Here is an 18397-nt window from a genome sequence, read left to right on the forward strand (position 1 = left end):
AAGGACAACCCATGAAAGATCGTCTGTTTATCATCAGCCAGTACCTGCTGCCTCATCACCTGCTGTCGCGCCTTGCCGGCTGCGTTGCCGAGTGCCGCGTGCGCTGGTTCAAGAATGCCTTCACCCAGTGGTTCGCCAAGCGTTATCAGGTGGATATGTCGCAGGCGCTGGTCGAAGACCTGACCGCTTACGAGCACTTCAACGCCTTCTTCACTCGTGCATTGAAAGATGGCGCACGTCCGCTGGACCAGACCCCGGGCGCGATCCTCAGCCCGGCCGACGGTGCGGTCAGCCAGCTCGGCCCGATCGAACACGGTCGCGTGTTCCAGGCCAAGGGCCACAGCTTCAGCGTGCTGGAATTGCTCGGCGGTGACGCGGCGAATGCCGCACCGTTCATGGGCGGCGACTTCGCCACCATTTACCTGTCGCCGAAGGACTACCACCGCGTGCACATGCCGCTGGCCGGTACCCTGCGCGAAATGGTCTACATCCCGGGCCGGATCTTCTCGGTCAACCAGACCACCGCCGAAAACGTGCCGGAGCTGTTCGCTCGTAACGAGCGTGTGGCGTGCATTTTCGACACCGAGCGCGGGCCGATGGCCGTTGTTCTGGTGGGTGCGATGATCGTCGCTTCGATTGAAACCGTGTGGGCCGGTCTGGTCACGCCACCGAAGCGCGAACTGAAAACCTTCCGCTACGACGAAGCCGCACGTGCGCCGATCCACCTGGAAAAAGGCGCCGAACTGGGCCGCTTCAAGCTGGGTTCGACCGCCGTCGTGCTGTTCGGGCCGGATCAGGTGAAATGGGCTGAAGAACTGGTCGCAGGTTCGCCAGTGCAGATGGGCCAAGGCCTGGCGCTGCCAACAGCCTGATCCACCCGCACTCCCCTGTAGGAGCTGTCGCAGGCTGCGATCTTTTGACTTTGTTTTTGAAGATCAAAAGATCGCAGCCTGCGGCAACTCCTACAGGGATGCAGGCCGAACGCAGTACAGCATTTGCTGCTATGGTTTTTGGCATGAGCCAGACCATCTCCCCTCCGCTTCTTCGCGCCACGACCCCGACTCAATCGCGTCTGTCTTTCTGCGAAGCCACCCCGCGCGACCTCAAGCGCTGGATCGCCGGCCTGCCCAAGGCCAACATCGGCGAAACCGCCCGCCTGTTGTACCAAGGTCTCGGCGAACTCAACCAACTGCTCACGCCCAGCGACAATCGTCTGCATCTGCTGGAACTGCTGCGGCCCGAGGTTTATTTCGTCTGCCAGCATCTGGAACGGCATTTTCTGCATCAGTCGATCATGCTCGACGAGCGCTCGCGCAAGATCAGCAACCTGTGTCAGGCCCTGCAAACTCAACTGGCTATCGGCTACAAACAGATCGTCCTGCGCATTGCGCCGAAGTACAGCAAGGATCGTGCGCCGCTGCTCAGCCAGGCCCTGCAACGCGCCGCCCATGCCCTCAAAGGTCAGTTGGTACGCGCCACGCAGCTATATAACCCGGCACCGGAACACTTGTGGTTTGAATTGCATCAGTTGTATCGCAGCGCCTGCGAATTACAGCTGCAACATCGCCGCGTACACGATGATCTGGCGAGCCTGACCAACGAACTCAGCCTTGAGCAGACTTATCTCGCCGCGCTGTTACTGGGCAGCGCCCGCTGCAATCAATTGCGCCAGAACCAGATCGCCCGACTGGCCGAGGTGCTGGAAGCGTGGAGTGGCTGGCTCAAGCTGCATCCCGGCGCAGCGGATGACGGACTGTTCGCGATCTCGCCGCAACTGGATGCCGGCCCACGCTATCGCAACATGTTTCGCAGTGAGCAAAAACCCGGCCTGCTGGGGTTCGACCCGCAGCCGCTGGTGAATGCCATTGAAGCGCACCTGCTGCGCCAGGAAACATCGGCGCCACTGCCGGTGCCGGCCGGTTTGAGTCTGGATACCCTGCAGCATCTGCATGCGAGTTGGGGCCAGGCCGCCGAGCGCAGTTTTCAACGGACGGTCGGCGACGGCAGCCTCACGGTGTGCGTCGGCATGAGCGCTCTGCACTTCTATCTCGGCGGTGAACGCACGTTCAGCGAACTGCTCAAGCATCCCGGTGCACGCGCGGCGAATTTCAGCAGCGCGGTGGCCAAGACTGAAAAGGACAGCTGGAGCCAGGCATTCGATGCCGCACCGCAAAACACGTCCGGGCAATTCTTGCCCTACGAAGAAATTCAGTACGAACATCTGGCCGATGACGAGGACAACGCCGACAGCCCGCCGCACTACCCGACCTATACGCTGCCGGTGATTAACCACAGCCCCGGCGGTTATTGCCTGGCGTGGCCGACGGAAGTGCCTGCGGAGTTACAGGCCGGTGAAATGCTCGGGATACAGGACAGCACCCAGCAGGGCTGGAGCATTGCGGTGGTGCGCTGGATTCGTCAGGTGCGCGACGCGGGTACGCAAATGGGCATTGAACTGGTCGCGCCGCATGCGCAGCCGTGTGGATTGCAACTGGTGCGCTCGCGGGATGATCACAGCCATTACTTGCGCGGATTATTGCTGCCGCAGATCAGTGCGATTGATCTGCCGGCGACTTTGCTGGCACCACGTTTGCCGTTTCAGGAAGGCAGTAAAGTGCTGATCAACACCCACGGTGAAGAACGCCGCGCCGGCCTGGATCGGCGGGTGGCGAGTACCCACAGTTTCAATCAGTTTGCTTATCGACCGCTGGAGTCGGCGCAGAATGGCGGGAGCGAGGAGGATTTTGACTCGTTGTGGAAGTCGCTTTAAGCGCAAGACTCTGGGCTAGCGGCGCGGCCATCGCGGGCAAGCCACGCTCCCACAGGATCGAGGTGGATCACTTTCTTGTGATCACCTCAAACCTTGTGGGAGCGTGGCTTGCCCGCGATGAGGCCAGCTCAGGCTATCGAGATATCAGAGCTGTCCGTCGCGATCACGGAAGCCCAGCAGATACAGCACGCCATCCAGCCCAAGGGTGGAGATCGCCTGTTTCGCCGACTGCTTGACCAGCGGTTTGGCACGGAACGCCACACCCAGACCGGCAATCGCCAGCATCGGCAAGTCATTCGCGCCGTCGCCGACCGCGATGGTCTGCTCCAGACGCAAACCTTCCTTATGTGCCAATTCCCTCAGCAGATCAGCCTTGCGTTGCGCATCGACAATCGGCTCGACCGCAACGCCAGTGCACTTGCCATCAACCACTTCCAGCTCGTTGGCGAACACATAGTCGATGCCAAGCTTGGCCTGCAATTGCTTGGCGAAATAGGTGAAGCCGCCCGACAGGATCGCCGTCTTGTAACCCAGGCGCTTGAGTTCGGCGAACAGGGTTTCCGCACCTTCGGTCAGGCGCAGCGAAGCGCCAATCGAATCCAGAACGCTGACATCCAGGCCCTTGAGCAGCGCCAGACGTTCCTTGAAGCTGGCACGGAAATCCAGCTCGCCGGACATCGCACGCTCGGTGATGGCCGAAACCTGATCACCTACACCGGCAGCCTTGGCCAGTTCATCGATGACTTCGGCCTCAATCAGCGTCGAGTCCATGTCGAACACCGCCAGACGACGGTTACGACGGAACAGCGAATCTTCCTGGAAGGCAATATCGACGTTCAGTTCCTGCGCGACGCTGAGGAATTCGGCACGCAGCGCCTGCGGATCGGCCGCTTCGCCACGCACGGAAAACTCGATGCAGCCCTTGCCCTTGTCGGCCGGAGTGTCCAGCGGCATACGACCCGACAGACGGTCGATGTGGTCGATGTTCAAACCGTATTTGGCGGTAATCGAACTGACCGCCTGCAATTGGCCGGCCGTCACTTTGCGGGTCAGCAGGGTGACGATGTGGCGTTTCTTGCCCTGATTGCCCACCCACTGCTGGTAATCCTCTTCGGACACCGGGGTGAAACGCACCTGCTGATCAAGCTCGTAACCCTTGAACAGGATGTCCTTGAGCACGGATTTGCCTTGCTCGGTGTCGGGAATTTCAACCAGGATGCCGAACGACAGGGTGTCGTGGATCACCGCCTGACCGATATCGAGAATGTTCACGCCACCCTGGGCCAGAACACCGGTAATGGCCGCCGTCAGACCCGGACGGTCGACTCCCGTGATGTTAATCAGGACGATTTCGCGCAACGCGCACCCCCGCAGCTGGAAAAAAACCGCCATCTACCCACTTTCAGTGACCATCGGGCACCGCGAGCGCTGTGCCGGTCTAGGGCCTGTCGCTATACTGCGCGTCAACTTCACGGACAAAAGAGCCGAGCTCAGTGAACCGGCCCACGCCTGTTAAAACCGATAACTTCTTCCTGCTGATCTTCCGTGCACTGCGCCACCGCCGTGTACCGATTGCATTGCGCATTGCCAGTCATAACGTGATCCTGGTCGCCTTGGCGTTGGTCATCTATGCCGGTGTGATGGGCTTGCAGTTCAAGCAGGCCATGCACGAGCAGGCCGATGCGCTGGGCGAAAGCCTGACCACGCAGACCGCCACCTCCGCCACTGAACTGTTGGTGTCCAACGACATCCTCAGCCTCAACGTGCTGCTCAACAACCTGACCAAGAACAAACTGGTGGCCCACGCGGCTATCTATAGCGTGGATAACCGCATCCTCGCCGAATCCGGTCAGCGCCCCAAGCACAGCCTGTTGGGCGAAGCCGAAGGCATGTACGAAAGCAAGATCACTTTCCAGGACGTGACCGCCGGGCAACTGCGCATCAGTCTGGACATGGACCAATTCCAGCAGCCGATGACCATCAGCCTGCAAAGCATGGGCATCCTCAGTGCGATTCTGTTGGCGTTGTCGCTGGCCTTGAGCCTGCGTCTGGGCCGGCACATCTCCACGCCGCTGTTGCAATTGCGCGTCTGGCTGCGCCGGATCGACGAGTACACACCGGGCATCGAACGTCAGGACGAGATCGGTGATCTGGCGCGTCAACTGCACGCCAGCTACGCACCGGAACCTGCTCCCGAGCCTGAACCTGAGCCGGAACCCGAGTTCGAAGACGAAGATGCCGATCCGGAGTTCGAAGTGCGCAACCTGCGCGATCCGAGCTTCGATGAGAGCCGTCCGGTAGCGGCGCAAAAACCGGCACCGCGCCGCGTGGTCAGCACCGTCGAAGACGATGAGGACGACGACGCATTTGCCGATCTGCGTGATGAGTCGATGGACCAAGCCCCGCAACCGGTAATCCGCAAGGCTACGCCAAGCGTGCCGCAACACACGGCGGTGCTGGCGGTGCAACTGGGCTCGCAAGAGCAACTGCGCCGTCTGCCGCGCGCACGTCTGGATGAGTTGCAGGAGCGTTATCGCGACTGCCTCGAACAGGCTGCTTCGTTGTATCAGGGCGAAATCGAGACGTTGAACGATGGCAGCAGTTTGTTGCTGTTCCACACCGAAGACTGCGGCGACGATTACCTGACCAACGCCATTTGCTGCGGCGAACTGCTTCGCGCATTGGGCCATCAGTTGCAGATAGAAGTCGCTGACAGCGGCATCACCCTGCAATTGCAGCTGGGTCTGACCCTTGGCGACGAGCTGTTTGGCCTGAGCCAGATTGATCTGCTGCTGACCGACTCCGCCCAGGATGCACTGGCGCTGTCGCAGCACAGCCGCAATCTGCTGCTGGTGGAACGCAAGATCAGCGATGACGCGCTGATTCGCCAGCGTGCCCGCATCCGGCCGATTGCCAGCCCTGAGGGTGCTTGCTGTGTTGAGCGATTGATGGAGCCTTATCCGTCGATGCTCGAGCGGCAACTGGCGCGGATGCATGAGCGCCGGGCGTAGGCTTTAGCCCTGCTGTAAAAAAGCCCGCAGACGAGTGATTGTCTGCGGGCTTTTTGTTGCCTGTCCCGGCCTCTTCGCGAGCAGGCTCACTCCCACACTTGACCAGCGTCGCTCCACCCCCTGTAGGAGTGAGCCTGCTCGCGATAGGGCCAGCTCTGACTACGAAGATCTCCAGCCCACCAGATACAACAAAGCCCGCACAAGGCGGGCTCTGTCTTGACTCGATCCGGACTTAGAAGCGGAACACTTCCATATCGGTACGAATCGGTGAAGCCATCGGAATCTTCGGCTGCTTGTCCGCTTCCGCCGCCGGCGCTGCCGGTTTAGGAGCCGACTTGCGCGGCGCCTCAGCCACAGGCGGTTGATTGGCCAATGGCTTGAGCGCTACCGACAGTTGCTCGGACAGGCGCTGCAACAGAATCCCCTGCGCCTGAACCTGCGAAGCCGTACTACCGGCATGCAACTCTTGCAGGTGGATGATGCGGTTATCACGCACCTGACCACGACGGTCGATCAAACGCCATTGCGCATCGAGAATCGCCGGTTGTTTCTCGCCGGAATCCAGACGCGTGATGGTCAGCAATACCTGCACATCCGGATTGAAGCCCAAAGTCGCCGGTGCCAGCACTACGCGCTGGCTGTCCAGATGACCGGCAACCTGACGCAGCAGCAACTGATCGATATCCGACGAAAGGCTGCCAGCCCAACGACCATCGGTCGATGCTTGCAGGCTGCCGTCGGGTTGACGTTGCAGCAGAGTTTCACGTTGCAGGTAATCGGCTACGACTACCGGGCCCAGCAAAACCGCCATGCCAGCGCTTTGCGCAGGCTGAACCGGACTTCCGCTGTCCAGTTGATACAGCGACACCGGCTGGTGAACGCTGCAACCCGCCAGGCCAAGAACGCCAGCGAGCAACAAAATAAGAGGAAGGCGCAGAGCAGTCATCATCCCGTCCAGGTGGCCGCCACAAGGCTGACCACAGTGAAAATACTCAATAAATATGAAGAACGCTCGGCCACGCCGGCGCTTGAAAGGCCATATCATCCGTGAATATGCGTTCCGACTCCAGCGCCAAAGCGTCGATCTACGCGTTAAATCGTGGATCGACGCGTCTAGGACGCTTAATTGAGGTTTTCGACGAGCAGCGCATCCACCCGCTGGAAGCCACGCGGGAGTTTATTCCCGCGACGTCCACGCTCACCTTTGTAGTGTTCGAGGTCGTCGGCTTTCAGTGACAAGGTACGTTTCCCGGCCTGCAACACCAAGGTGGCGCCTTCCGGAATGACGGCGATGTCCGTGACATATTCTTCGCGACTGGCCACACGCTCACCGGAAATACCAATGATCTTGTTGCCTTTGCCCTTACCCAATTGTGGCAGATCGCTGATTTTGAAGATCAGCAGGCGACCTTCGGTCGTGACCGACGCCAGCCAGTTCTGCTCACGGTCGGTTACCGCACGCGGAGCGATCACCTTGGCGTTGTTCGGCAGGCTCAACAGGGCTTTACCGGCCTTGTTCTTGGCTTGCAGGTCTTCACCCTTGACCACAAAACCGTAACCGGCGTCGGAGGCGATGACGTACAGCGCATCGTCTTCCGGCATCAGCACGCATTCGAACGTCGCACCCGGCGGCGGCGTCAGACGACCGGTCAACGGCTCGCCCTGGCCACGGGCCGACGGCAAGGTATGCGCGGGCACCGAATAACTGCGGCCGGTGGAGTCGATAAACACCGCAAACTGGTTGGAGCGCCCCGCTGCCGAGGTCTTGAAGCCGTCGCCAGCCTTGTATGACAGGCCAGTGGCATCGATCTCGTGACCTTTGGCCGAACGAATCCAGCCCTTTTCCGACAGCACAACGGTCACTTTCTCGTTCGGCAACAGGTCGTGTTCGGTCAAAGCCTTGGCTTCGGTGCGCTCGACGATTGGCGACCGACGGTCATCGCCGTAGGTTTCCGCGTCTTTGATCAGCTCGGTGCGAACCAGTTTTTTCAGCTTGGCTTCGCTGCCCAACAGGGCTTGCAGCTTGGCTTGTTCCTTGAGCAGTTCGTCCTGCTCGTCGCGCAGCTTCATTTCTTCCAGTCGCGCCAACTGACGCAGACGGGTGTCGAGAATGTAGTCGGCCTGGATTTCGCTCAGTGCGAAGCGCTCGATCAGCTTGGCTTTCGGGTGCTCCTCGGTACGGATGATGTGGATCACTTCATCCAGGTTGAGGTAGGCGATCAACAAACCGTCCAACAGGTGCAGGCGACGCTCGACCTTGTCGAGGCGGAATTGCAGGCGGCGACGCACGGTCTGCACGCGGAACTCCAGCCATTCCACCAGCAGCGCACGCAGGTTTTTCAGTTGCGGCTTGCCGTCCAGACCGATGATGTTGACGTTGACCCGATAGGTCGACTCCAGCTCGGTGCTGGCGAACAGATGCTGCATCAGCGCTTCGTGATCGACGCGGCTGTTGACCGGAATGATCACGATGCGGCACGGGTTTTCGTGGTCGGATTCGTCACGCAGATCGGCGATCTGCGGCGCTTTCGACGGTTTGGCCTGCATCAACGCGGCGATCTGCTCCAGCACTTTGGCCCCGGAGACCTGATGCGGCAACGCGGTGACAATGATGTCGCCGTCTTCGACGTGGTACACGGCGCGCATGCGCACCGAGCCCTTGCCGGTTTCGTACATTTTCAGCAGGTCGGCGCGCGGCGTGATGATTTCCGCTTCGGTCGGATAATCCGGGCCCTGAATATGTTCGCAAAGCTGTTCAATCGTGGCTTTCGGCTCATCGAGCAGACGCACGCAAGCGCTGGCGACTTCGCGCAGGTTGTGCGGCGGTACGTCGGTGGCCATGCCCACGGCGATGCCGGTGGTGCCGTTGAGCAAGATATTCGGCAGACGCGCCGGCAACACCAGCGGCTCCTGCAGGGTACCGTCGAAGTTCGGGCCCCAGTCAGCAGTGCCCTGGCCCAGTTCGCTGAGCAGCACTTCGGAATAACGCGACAGGCGTGCTTCGGTGTAACGCATGGCAGCGAAGGACTTGGGATCGTCCGGCGCACCCCAGTTGCCCTGGCCGTCGACCAGCGTGTAGCGATAGCTGAACGGCTGCGCCATCAGCACCATCGCTTCGTAGCACGCCGAGTCGCCGTGCGGGTGGAACTTGCCGAGCACATCGCCGACGGTACGCGCCGACTTCTTGTGCTTGGAATCAGCGTCCAGCCCCAACTCGCTCATCGCATAGATGATGCGCCGCTGTACCGGTTTCAGACCGTCGCCGATATGCGGCAAGGCACGGTCCATGATCACGTACATGGAGTAGTTGAGGTAGGCACTTTCGGTGAAGTCAGCCAGCGATCGGCGTTCTACGCCATCTAAGCTGTCTGCAAGGATGTCGCTCATGCGGGCCTCATCAGTTCGTTGTCTGGCGCAGCAGCATGGTGCCGCCGCGCTGGGTAAATTCAAGTTTGTTCAGGGCGCTCATGCCGAGCAGCACCTGATCGCCATGCAGCCCCGGCGCCACCAGTGCGCGGACGTCCCGCAGCACGATGTCGCCCAGTTGCAGGCGGTCAATTTTTGTACGGTAACCCTGACTCAGGCCATTGGCCGTGCTCAGGGTCACACCGAAACCTTGTTCCAGCTTCAAACGCTTGGCCAGCTCAGCCGGGATCGCCACATCAGTCGCGCCGGTATCGAGCATAAACTCCACCGGCTCGCCGTTGATCTGCCCGCTGGCGACAAAATGCCCTTGGGCATTGCCGGCCAGTTTGACTTCGATCACCCCGTCGCGCTGCTCCGAAGTGACCACCACGTTCGGATTCTGCTGACGCTCTTCCCATTGACCAAAAAACCGCGTGGCCAGAAACAGCCCGGCGCACCATGCCAGAATCAACAGCACCCGACCGGCGCGTTTGCCCGGCGGCTGTTGGCTCACGGCTTGGCGCTCCAGCCACCGTCAGGCGCGGCGAAGCGCCAGACAATCGGGCGGACCTCACCGTCGGCACGCGGGCCAAAATTGTTGTCGACGCCGATCCACGCCCCGTCAGCATCAACGATCAGCGCCTCTTCCAGTCCGTAGTTCTGCGAGTAACGGCGATTGGCCTGCAACAGTTCGGCAGCATACGACCAGCAGTGTTCGACCTTGGCGGTCTGCGCATCGCGACGACAAATCTGGAAAGCGTTGCGTTCAAGGGTAAACAGTTTGCCGTTGAACAACGAAATGTCGGAAAAGTCCCGATCAACCGCTTTGGCGTTGGGGAACTGCGGCGGCTGCATTTCCTTGCCGCCCTCACTGAGCAGCACGCAGCGACCGTCACAATCCCATACTGTCTGCTGACGCTTGATCAGCAGCAAGCCACGGCTTTGGCGCTCGGCGGCCAGCCACATCTGATCGCCCGCCGGGTTGATCGCCAGGCCTTCGAATATCGCATTGAAGTGCAGAAGCATGCCGCTGGCCCGCGCTTCGCGAACCATCATCGGCGAGATCTTCAGCCAGTTGACCGGGCCGCTGACGGGCACCTGCAACACCGCCGCATGGCCTTCGCTGACGATGTAGCGATTGCCGGCGCTGTCGCAACTGATGCCTTCGAAATCCAGGTCGCCACCGCGCACGAAAGACGCGGCCCAGTTGCGCGAACGCAGCCCCCACGGCAAACCGGTCTCTGGTACCGGAGGCACGTCGATGTGCACGGTTTCGGCCTGCCAGACCTGATCGGCAATATTCAGCCGATAGATCTGATCGTCATCGCGATCCGATACCGTCCATAACTCGTTGCCGCACATGGCCAGACCCGACAGGTTACCGCCGCGCATGCCCTCGACCGGATGTTCGGAGAGCACGCGCAATTCCTGCACCGGCTCGGCCGACACATTCATCGAACTCAGCAGCAACGCACCCGCGAAGGCCCAGCCAAACCGCATCAGGCCAACACCTCGGCGAGGTTGCCTTTGGATTCGAGCCAGGTTTTGCGGTCGCCGGCGCGTTTCTTCGCCAGCAGCATGTCCATCATTTCCGATGTTGCGGCGAAGTCTTCACCGAGCGTCAGTTGCACCAGACGACGGGTGTTCGGGTCCATGGTGGTTTCACGCAACTGCGGCGGGTTCATTTCACCCAGACCTTTGAATCGGGTGACCTGTGGTTTGCCGCGTTTCTTCTCGGCAACCAGACGGTCGAGAATCCCGTCGCGTTCGGCTTCGTCGAGGGCGTAGTAAATCTCTTTGCCGAGGTCGATCCGGTACAGCGGCGGCATCGCCACGTAGACGTGACCGGCCTCGACCAGCGGGCGGAAATGCTGGACGAACAACGCACAGAGCAAGGTCGCAATGTGCAGGCCGTCGGAGTCGGCGTCGGCGAGGATGCAGATCTTGCCGTAGCGCAACTGGCTCATGTCCGCCGCGCCCGGATCGACCCCGATGGCCACGGCGATGTTGTGCACTTCCTGACTGGCCAGCACTTCGCTGCCGTCGACTTCCCAGGTGTTGAGGATCTTGCCGCGCAACGGCAGGATCGCCTGGAATTCCTTGTCCCGCGCTTGCTTGGCGGAACCACCAGCGGAATCACCTTCGACCAGAAACAGCTCGGAGCGCATCGGGTCCTGCCCGGCGCAGTCAGCCAGTTTGCCTGGCAATGCCGGGCCCTGCGTGACGCGTTTACGCTCGACTTTCTTGCTCGCCTTGAGGCGACGGCCAGCGTTGTTGATCGCCAGTTCCGCCAGCGCCAGACCGGTTTCCGGGTTGGCGTTGAGCCACAGGCTGAAGGCGTCCTTGACCACACCCGAAACAAACGCCGCCGCTTCACGCGACGACAGGCGTTCTTTGGTCTGGCCGGAGAATTGCGGTTCCTGCATCTTCATCGACAGGACGAAAGCGATCCGCTCCCAGACGTCTTCCGGCGCCAGCTTCACGCCGCGTGGCAGCAGGCTGCGGAATTCGCAGAATTCGCGCATGGCATCGAGCAAGCCCTGACGCAAGCCGTTGACGTGGGTACCGCCCTGCGCCGTCGGGATCAGGTTGACGTAGCTTTCCTGCACCGCGTCGCCACCCTCCGGCAACCACAGCAGCGCCCAGTCCACGGCTTCCTTATTACCGGCAAAAACACCGCAGAACGGCTCATTCGGCAGGCGCTCGAATTCACTGACCGCGTCTACCAGATACGAGCGCAGGCCGTCTTCGTAATGCCACTCGACTTTTTCGCCGGTGCTTTTGTCTTCGAAGCTGACCAGCAGCCCCGGGCACAACACAGCCTTGGCCTTGAGCACGTGCTTGAGGCGGCTGATGGAGAATTTTGGAGAATCGAAATATTTCGGGTCCGGCGCGAAGTACACGCTGGTGCCGGTGTTGCGCTTGCCGACGGTGCCGACGATTTCCAGTTCCGAGGCTTTATAGCCATCGTTGAAGGTCATCTGGTATTCGTTGCCGTCACGCTTGACGCGCACCCGGACTTCGGTCGACAAGGCGTTGACCACCGAAATACCCACGCCGTGCAAGCCGCCGGAGAATTGATAGTTCTTGTTGGAGAACTTGCCGCCCGCGTGGAGCTTGGTGAGGATCAGTTCGACGCCCGACACACCCTCTTCCGGGTGAATGTCGACCGGCATGCCGCGGCCGTCATCGCTGACTTCCAGCGAGTGGTCGGCGTGCAGGATGACCTGCACCGATTTGGCGTGGCCGGCCAAAGCTTCGTCGACGCTGTTGTCGATGACTTCCTGCGCCAGGTGGTTCGGCCGACTGGTGTCGGTGTACATGCCGGGGCGTTTGCGCACCGGGTCGAGGCCCGAGAGGACTTCGATGGCGTCGGCGTTATAAGAGCTAGCGCTGGGAGTGGCCATAGGGTCTCGTCGTCAGAAATTCATGAAATAGGGGCAAGACTTCACAGTGCGGTGAAATCGATTGCCTGATACACATCGGCGCCAATGCCGGCAAAACTCAATAACGCCGGCAATTGCCCGGTAAACCCCTGGAAACTATGGTCGCCGCCGGCCTGAATGCGCAAGGCACAGGCCCGGTAATACTGCTGGGCGTGGCGATAGTCCAGTGTTTCATCGCCGGTCTGCAACCACACCTGATAACGCTGCGCATCCTGAGGCGCCGACACTTCCAGTTCAGCCAGGGCCGCTACGTGGTCGTGGGTCAATTCCCAGGTCTCATCGGTATACAGGTTTTTCTGCGTCCCCAGGTATCCGTCGAACATCCGGTGCGGACTGACGGCCGGGTTGACCAGCAGGGCTTTCAGGCCATGGCGCTCGGCCAGGTGAGTCGCATAGTAGCCGCCGAGTGAGCTTCCCACCAGCAGCGGCCGGCCCAGCTCGGCAATCGCTTGCTCCAACTGACCGATGGCTTCCCGCGGATGGTGATGCAGGGCCGGGACACGCAGTTGCTCGCTCAAACCCAGCCGTTCCATCACCTCGACCAGCTGACAGGCCTTTCTCGAGGCCGGAGCGCTGTTGAAACCGTGGATATAGAGGATCGAACCGGACATTGGAGCTCCCTGGCTGTCGGCGAAAGAAAGCGGAGTTTACAGGGAGTCGAACAAGGATGGGCCATGCAAATGATGCCCCCTGTAGGAGCTGCCGCAGGCTGCGATCTTTTGATTTTGTTTTTTAAGATCAAAAGATCGCAGCCTGCGGCAGCTCCTACAGGGAGAATTAGTATCCGTTGGAGCCGTAATCGACGCTGAATTCGAAGTCGGTCACGCGCTCGACACCGGTTTCCAGCCGTCCATCCGGCAACAACCGCAACCAGCGATATCCGGGCGCCTGCTCGCCGACCTTGAAGTCGTCACTGCCCGGTTCGAACTGAATGCAGGTCGATGGCGACGCAATCAGCCGCACGCCGTTACGCAACTGGTCGATTTCCTGATGCACATGCCCCCACAGCACCGCTCGGGCCTGTGGAAAACGATCCAGCACGTCAAAAAAAGCTTCCGGATTGCGCAAGCCGATCGGCTCCGCCCACGCACAACCGATCGGCACCGGATGATGGTGGAAACACACCAGATGATGACGCTCCGGCGCTTCGCTCAGCGAGCGCGCGAGTAACTGCAGCTGATCGTCCTGCAAATACCCCGGCACCGAACCCGGTACCGCCGAATCAAGCAAAGTCACGCGCCAGTTGCCGATATCGACCACCGACTCCAGCAACGTGCTCTGCACCGCCGCCACAGCCATGATCTGCGGTTCGTCGTGATTGCCGGGAATCCAGCGGGCCGGCGCATCCAGTTGCGCGGTCATCTGGCGAAACAGTTGATACGACTCCAGCGTGCCGTCCTGGGACAAGTCACCCGTGGCCAGGATCAAATCGATCTGTGGCTGTTGCTTCAGCACCAGCTCGATAACCTTTTGCAGGCTTTCACGGGTGTTCATGCCCAGCAGCGCACCGTCCGCCTCGGCGAACAAATGGCTATCGGAGATTTGCACCAGCAGCGCCGCGTCGGCGGTGGTCAATGTCGATGCGCTCGGCAAGGCGTTCTCCTGGGCGAATCACGGGATCGGATAAGTCGCGCAATTATGCTGGGCGATCACTCAAAGGGGAAACCCGGGAACCGGACACAGTTCACACTCGCAGCGATACAAACGCTATCGAACCGCCGCGTACTCGTGACCACAGGCCAGGCAATGGCTCAACCATTCCCCGAGAAACAGATTGAGCTGGGCCTTTTCGTCCGGCTGATACATCGAGGCATTCGGGTAAGGATAGATGCCGCGAAAGCGTCTTGCATGTTCGGCGCTGACCACTTCGGCCATGCGCGCATCGTGATAGACCTGCACTTCGAGTTGCGGCACCGGCAACCACGGCAGGCTGTGCTCCTGACGCACCTGCAACGTCGTGGTGTACGGGCAGGCCTGAAGCACTTCAAGGGCCAGCACACCGAGCATTTGCTCGCCTTGGGTCACGGCGATGCGCCGTGCCTCGGGTTCGTTGCGCATGTCCGGCAGCAGTCGCATCAGGCGCGCATAGTTGGCCTCGCAGGCGGCTTGCAGCCCCACGAGGTCGACTCGATAACGATCGCGCAGCTTGTTTACGACCATAACCCCCTCACTTCGGCGCGGTTCAGCGCCAGCCACTGCAAAGCGATAATGCTCGCCGCGTTGGCAATTCGTCCGTCACGTACGGCCTGCAAGGCATCTTCGAACGCCCAGACCGTGACGCGGATATCTTCTGCCTCTTCCTCCAGCCCGTGCAGGCCGCCAACACCGGAAGTTTCGCAACGCCCCAGATACAAATGCACAAATTCGTTGCTGCCGCCCGGCGACGGGAAATATTTGGTCATCGGCCACAAAGCCTTGATGTCCAGCCCAGCTTCCTCCTGCGCCTCGCGGTGAGCAACTTCTTCCGGTTGTTCGTCCTTGTCGATCAGACCAGCGACCAGTTCGACCAGCCATGGATTGTCGGTCTTGCCCATGGCGCCAATGCGAAACTGCTCGATCAGCACCACTTCATCGCGCTGCGGATCGTAAGGCAGCATGCACACCGCATCGTGACGCAGGAACACTTCACGATTGATCTCGCGACTCATGCCGCCATCGAACAGCTCATGGCGCAGATGAATGCGGTCGAGCTTGTAGAAGCCCTCGTAGCATCGTTCGCGCTTTACGATATCGACGGTGGTCGGCGTGGCGTTGGCAAAATCAGTCATGAGCATCCTCTTTACTGCAAATCCATTACGCGGTTGCTTTTGTTGACTGGCAACCTCGACTTCGCGCCATCCTAACGCGCCCGCGATGTTTGATGCAGCCCCTCTTTACCGTCAGCGGGATGGACGGTGGAGGAGAAACCCACTCTAATTAGCTTAGTGGCGAACTGACTGCTTCGGCGAGAGTCGAAGCGGATAACTTTTTGCCTTCCCCTGTTTCAGAAAGGACGCCCATGTCGCTTTTCAAAATTGCCTCCGTGGCTGCCATCGCCCTGACGCTGGGCGCCTGCGCCAACCTGTTCCAGCCCAACTACCGCACGCCGCTGGAAACCACCCGCGACGCTTCGGAAACCCTGAAACCGGGTTGCGCCAACCCTGACTGCCCGCTCGTGAACATCGACACCGTGCACTTCGCGGCAGAGCCTGCGCTGGACGGCGTCATCGAAAAACGCCTGCTGCAAATGACCCGCAGCGAGCCGAATGCCCCCGTCGCGCCAACGCTGGCGGCCTATCGCGAGCAATTCCTGCGCAATGCCGGCCCGCGCAACAGCAGCTACCTGCAAGCCAAAGTACGCGAGCAGCATGACGGCTTGGTGATTGTCGAACTATCGAGTTATCTGGACACTGGTGGCGCCCATGGCACCCCGGGTCGCGGCTTCATCAACTATTCGCGCCAGCAGCACAAAGTGCTGACACTGTCGGACATGTTGCTGCCGGGTCAGGAAGACGCGTTCTGGAAAGCCGCACAAGTGGCGCACAACAGCTGGCTGATCAGCACCAAGCTCGATCAGGAAGCGGATTTCGTGAAGATCTGGCCGTTCGTCAAAACCCCGAACGTGGCGCTGACTTACGGTGCCGTGATCCTCAAGTACGACGTGAGCACCATCGCGCCTTACGCGCTGGGCCACGTCGAACTGAAAATCCCTTACCCGCGCCTGAACGGTATCCTCAAGCCCGAGCTGTTTCCCGGCCGTAACTGAAGGCCCGGCCCAGCACTAGCTGCAACAGCCCTGCCAGCACCAGCGCCGGCAGGGTCGCGCCGACATCCGGATACAGATTCGCCAGCAAGTGATAGGTGCTGACCCCACCAAGCCAGGCCAGCAGCGCCGGCCAGCGCAATGCGGCCGAAGCCACCTGAGCGCTACGCTTGCGCAGGATGAAGTGATCCACCAGCACCACGCCGAACAACGGCGCAAACACCGAGCCGATCAGCAGCAGGAAGTTCTGGTACTGCGCCAGTGGCGCCAGCAGCGCGATCAGGGTGCAGATCACACCGATGGCCAAGGCCAGATGCTCGACTTTCAAGCGCAACAGAATCCCGCTGGAAACCGCCGCCGAGTGAATGTCGGCGAAAGCGTTTTCCGACTCATCGAGCAGAATCAGCAGCAGCGGAATCCCCAGACCGGCGCCAGCCAAAGCCAGCAGCAGTGCGTTGACTTCACCGCTCGGCGCGAACGCCAGGGTGTACGCCACGCCGAGGCTCATCAGCCAGAAGTTGCCGATGAAGAAACCGACAGCGGTACCACCAAATACGTTCTTCGCCCGTTTGCCGAAGCGCGAGTAATCGGCGATCAGCGGCAGCCACGACAGCGGCATCGCAATGGCAATGTCGAAGCCCACGGCGAACGGCATCGAACCGTCACCGGAACGCGCCCACAGGGCAGCCAGATCGGCTTTGGCGAACAGGTTCCAGGTCAGCCAGATACACGCGGCCAATAGCAGCCAGATGCCCCACTTGCGCAGGATCTTGCGCACGAAAGTCAGCGGTCCGCTCACCGCGAGCAAGGTGGCCAATGCGCCGAAGCACAGCGTCCACAGCATCGGACTGGCCCACAGGCTGCCTTCGCTGAATGCACGGGTGCCGAGCAGGCTGGCGGCGTCGCGCATGACGATGATTTCGAACGAACCCCAACCGATCAGTTGCAACAGGTTGAGCAGCGCCGGCAGGCTCGCGCCTTTGCTGCCGAGGCTGAGTTTGAGCGCGGCCATCGACGACAGACCGGTGTCGCTGCCGATCACGCCGACGGCGGCCAGCAACAGCACGCCAACCAACGTACCGAGGAAGATCGCCAGCAGCGAACCCGACAGGCCAAGACCGGGCGCGAGCAATGCACCGGTCTGCAAGACCATCAGGCCGATGCCGAGGGAAAACCACAGGGAAAACAGATCGCGACCGCCAAATACACGCTTGTCGGCGGGCACGGCGAGATCAGGGGAATAAGTGCTGGGTTGAATGCTCAAGGGTGTTATCTCAGAGGGACATTTGTTGTTGTGTTGATCAATCGCCAGCAGGCTGGCTCCCACAGGGGACTTGTGGGTTCACCAATCCAGTGTGGGAGCCAGCCTGCTGGCGATGGGGCCACAGGCCCCACCGTTTCAGGTCAGATCAAACCTTCTTGTACAGCTGACTGCCTTCCTTCTTGAACCGTTCGGCCTGTTCCGCCAGGCCTTGGGCGACTTCCACGTCGACCGCGTCGATCCGCTGGTTGGCCGCGTACTCACGGACTTCCTGGGTGATCTTCATCGAGCAGAATTTCGGCCCGCACATCGAACAGAAATGCGCGACCTTGGCCGAGTCCTTCGGCAGGGTTTCATCGTGATACGAACGGGCGGTGTCCGGGTCCAGACCGAGGTTGAACTGGTCTTCCCAACGGAACTCGAAACGCGCCTTGCTCAAGGCGTTGTCACGAATCTGCGCGCCCGGGTGACCCTTCGCAAGGTCGGCGGCATGAGCGGCGATCTTGTAAGTGATGATCCCGGTCTTCACGTCATCCTTGTTCGGCAGACCCAAGTGTTCCTTAGGGGTCACGTAGCAGAGCATCGCGCAACCGAACCAGCCGATCATCGCCGCACCGATACCCGAGGTGATGTGGTCGTAGCCCGGTGCAATGTCGGTGGTCAGCGGGCCGAGGGGGGTGGTTGGGGGGGGGGGGGGGGGGGGGGGGGGGGGGGGGGGGGGGGGGGGGGGGGGGGGGGGGGGGTGGGGGGGGGGGGGGTTAT

General features: G+C 60.8%; 15 protein-coding genes and 1 pseudogene. 4 read left to right on the top strand and 12 right to left on the bottom strand.

The window, feature by feature from the left end; genetic code table 11:
• The first annotated feature begins 11 nt into the window (after positions 1–11).
• On the top strand, positions 12–872 hold the full coding sequence (gene asd, locus ACIOZM_RS17960) for an archaetidylserine decarboxylase (protein ID WP_401216143.1): 861 nt from the start codon (positions 12–14) through the stop codon (positions 870–872).
• 143 nt (positions 873–1015) lie between these two features.
• Complete coding sequence (locus tag ACIOZM_RS17965) at positions 1016–2770, top strand: molecular chaperone (RefSeq protein WP_401216144.1); 1755 nt, start codon at positions 1016–1018, stop codon at positions 2768–2770.
• A gap of 144 nt (positions 2771–2914) precedes the next feature.
• On the opposite strand, the gene serB is transcribed toward ACIOZM_RS17965, so the two are convergent.
• Positions 2915–4129, bottom strand: coding sequence for a phosphoserine phosphatase SerB (serB, locus tag ACIOZM_RS17970; RefSeq protein ID WP_401216145.1), 1215 nt, complete (start codon positions 4127–4129; stop codon positions 2915–2917).
• 134 nt (positions 4130–4263) lie between these two features.
• Here serB and ACIOZM_RS17975 point away from each other — a divergent pair, with 134 nt between their 5' ends.
• Positions 4264–5781 (top strand): AhpA/YtjB family protein, encoded by a 1518-nt coding sequence (locus ACIOZM_RS17975; RefSeq protein ID WP_401216146.1) that lies wholly within the window; start codon positions 4264–4266, stop codon positions 5779–5781.
• A 232-nt stretch (positions 5782–6013) separates the two neighbouring features.
• On the opposite strand, the gene ACIOZM_RS17980 is transcribed toward ACIOZM_RS17975, so the two are convergent.
• From ACIOZM_RS17980 to ACIOZM_RS18020, 9 genes are all read right to left on the bottom strand, one after another.
• Positions 6014–6727, bottom strand: a complete 714-nt coding sequence (locus ACIOZM_RS17980) for a membrane integrity-associated transporter subunit PqiC (RefSeq protein ID WP_401216147.1) — start codon at positions 6725–6727, stop codon at positions 6014–6016.
• Positions 6728–6903: 176 nt separating this feature from the next.
• Positions 6904–9168 (bottom strand): DNA topoisomerase IV subunit A, encoded by a 2265-nt coding sequence (gene parC, locus ACIOZM_RS17985; RefSeq protein WP_401216148.1) that lies wholly within the window; start codon positions 9166–9168, stop codon positions 6904–6906.
• 10 nt (positions 9169–9178) lie between these two features.
• The gene (locus tag ACIOZM_RS17990; RefSeq protein ID WP_401216149.1) at positions 9179–9700 is read right to left on the bottom strand and encodes a TIGR02281 family clan AA aspartic protease; all 522 of its coding nucleotides are present in this window, start codon (positions 9698–9700) and stop codon (positions 9179–9181) included.
• Complete coding sequence (locus tag ACIOZM_RS17995; RefSeq protein WP_401216150.1) at positions 9697–10686, bottom strand: esterase-like activity of phytase family protein; 990 nt, start codon at positions 10684–10686, stop codon at positions 9697–9699. The genes ACIOZM_RS17990 and ACIOZM_RS17995 overlap by 4 nt, the downstream gene beginning before the upstream one ends.
• Complete coding sequence (gene parE / locus ACIOZM_RS18000; RefSeq protein WP_401216151.1) at positions 10686–12593, bottom strand: DNA topoisomerase IV subunit B; 1908 nt, start codon at positions 12591–12593, stop codon at positions 10686–10688. Before parE ends, ACIOZM_RS17995 begins: the two co-directional genes overlap by 1 nt.
• Positions 12594–12634: 41 nt before the next feature.
• Entirely contained in the window at positions 12635–13243 is a 609-nt protein-coding gene (locus ACIOZM_RS18005; protein WP_401216152.1) for a YqiA/YcfP family alpha/beta fold hydrolase, read from the bottom strand.
• Positions 13244–13409: 166 nt separating this feature from the next.
• Positions 13410–14225 carry a 3',5'-cyclic-AMP phosphodiesterase gene (cpdA, locus tag ACIOZM_RS18010; protein WP_401216153.1) on the bottom strand — a complete coding sequence of 272 codons (816 nt, stop codon included), beginning with the start codon at positions 14223–14225 and terminating at the stop codon, positions 13410–13412.
• Positions 14226–14339: 114 nt separating this feature from the next.
• Positions 14340–14792 carry a DUF1249 domain-containing protein gene (locus ACIOZM_RS18015; protein WP_401216154.1) on the bottom strand — a complete coding sequence of 151 codons (453 nt, stop codon included), beginning with the start codon at positions 14790–14792 and terminating at the stop codon, positions 14340–14342.
• Positions 14783–15400: an NUDIX domain-containing protein gene (locus ACIOZM_RS18020; RefSeq protein WP_401216155.1), complete on the bottom strand. Its 618-nt coding sequence runs from the start codon at positions 15398–15400 to the stop codon at positions 14783–14785. Before ACIOZM_RS18020 ends, ACIOZM_RS18015 begins: the two co-directional genes overlap by 10 nt.
• A 230-nt stretch (positions 15401–15630) precedes the next feature.
• On the opposite strand from ACIOZM_RS18020, the gene ACIOZM_RS18025 reads away from it, so the two are divergent.
• Positions 15631–16377, top strand: a complete 747-nt coding sequence (locus ACIOZM_RS18025; RefSeq protein WP_401216156.1) for an RsiV family protein — start codon at positions 15631–15633, stop codon at positions 16375–16377.
• On the opposite strand, the gene cytX is transcribed toward ACIOZM_RS18025, so the two are convergent.
• The gene (gene cytX, locus ACIOZM_RS18030; RefSeq protein ID WP_401216157.1) at positions 16346–17638 is read right to left on the bottom strand and encodes a putative hydroxymethylpyrimidine transporter CytX; all 1293 of its coding nucleotides are present in this window, start codon (positions 17636–17638) and stop codon (positions 16346–16348) included. The genes ACIOZM_RS18025 and cytX overlap by 32 nt on opposite strands.
• Positions 17639–17783: 145 nt before the next feature.
• Positions 17784–18308: pseudogene (locus tag ACIOZM_RS18035) on the bottom strand (phosphomethylpyrimidine synthase ThiC); the annotation flags it as partial.
• Positions 18309–18397: the final 89 nt, after the last annotated feature.

This window comes from Pseudomonas sp. NPDC087346, from assembly GCF_044744235.1.
Taxonomy (GTDB): domain Bacteria; phylum Pseudomonadota; class Gammaproteobacteria; order Pseudomonadales; family Pseudomonadaceae; genus Aquipseudomonas.

Excerpts from the sequence above, each read along its gene's own strand:
- asd (WP_401216143.1), top strand. The coding sequence starts at position 12 with ATGAAAGATCGTCTGTTTATCATCAGCCAGTACCTGCTGCCTCATCAC.
- ACIOZM_RS17965 (WP_401216144.1), top strand. The coding sequence starts at position 1,016 with ATGAGCCAGACCATCTCCCCTCCGCTTCTTCGCGCCACGACCCCGACT.
- ACIOZM_RS17980 (WP_401216147.1), bottom strand. The coding sequence starts at position 6,727 with ATGACTGCTCTGCGCCTTCCTCTTATTTTGTTGCTCGCTGGCGTTCTT.
- parC (WP_401216148.1), bottom strand. The coding sequence starts at position 9,168 with ATGAGCGACATCCTTGCAGACAGCTTAGATGGCGTAGAACGCCGATCG.
- ACIOZM_RS17995 (WP_401216150.1), bottom strand. The coding sequence starts at position 10,686 with ATGCGGTTTGGCTGGGCCTTCGCGGGTGCGTTGCTGCTGAGTTCGATG.
- parE (WP_401216151.1), bottom strand. The coding sequence starts at position 12,593 with ATGGCCACTCCCAGCGCTAGCTCTTATAACGCCGACGCCATCGAAGTC.
- ACIOZM_RS18005 (WP_401216152.1), bottom strand. The coding sequence starts at position 13,243 with ATGTCCGGTTCGATCCTCTATATCCACGGTTTCAACAGCGCTCCGGCC.
- ACIOZM_RS18015 (WP_401216154.1), bottom strand. The coding sequence starts at position 14,792 with ATGGTCGTAAACAAGCTGCGCGATCGTTATCGAGTCGACCTCGTGGGG.
- ACIOZM_RS18020 (WP_401216155.1), bottom strand. The coding sequence starts at position 15,400 with ATGACTGATTTTGCCAACGCCACGCCGACCACCGTCGATATCGTAAAG.
- ACIOZM_RS18025 (WP_401216156.1), top strand. The coding sequence starts at position 15,631 with ATGTCGCTTTTCAAAATTGCCTCCGTGGCTGCCATCGCCCTGACGCTG.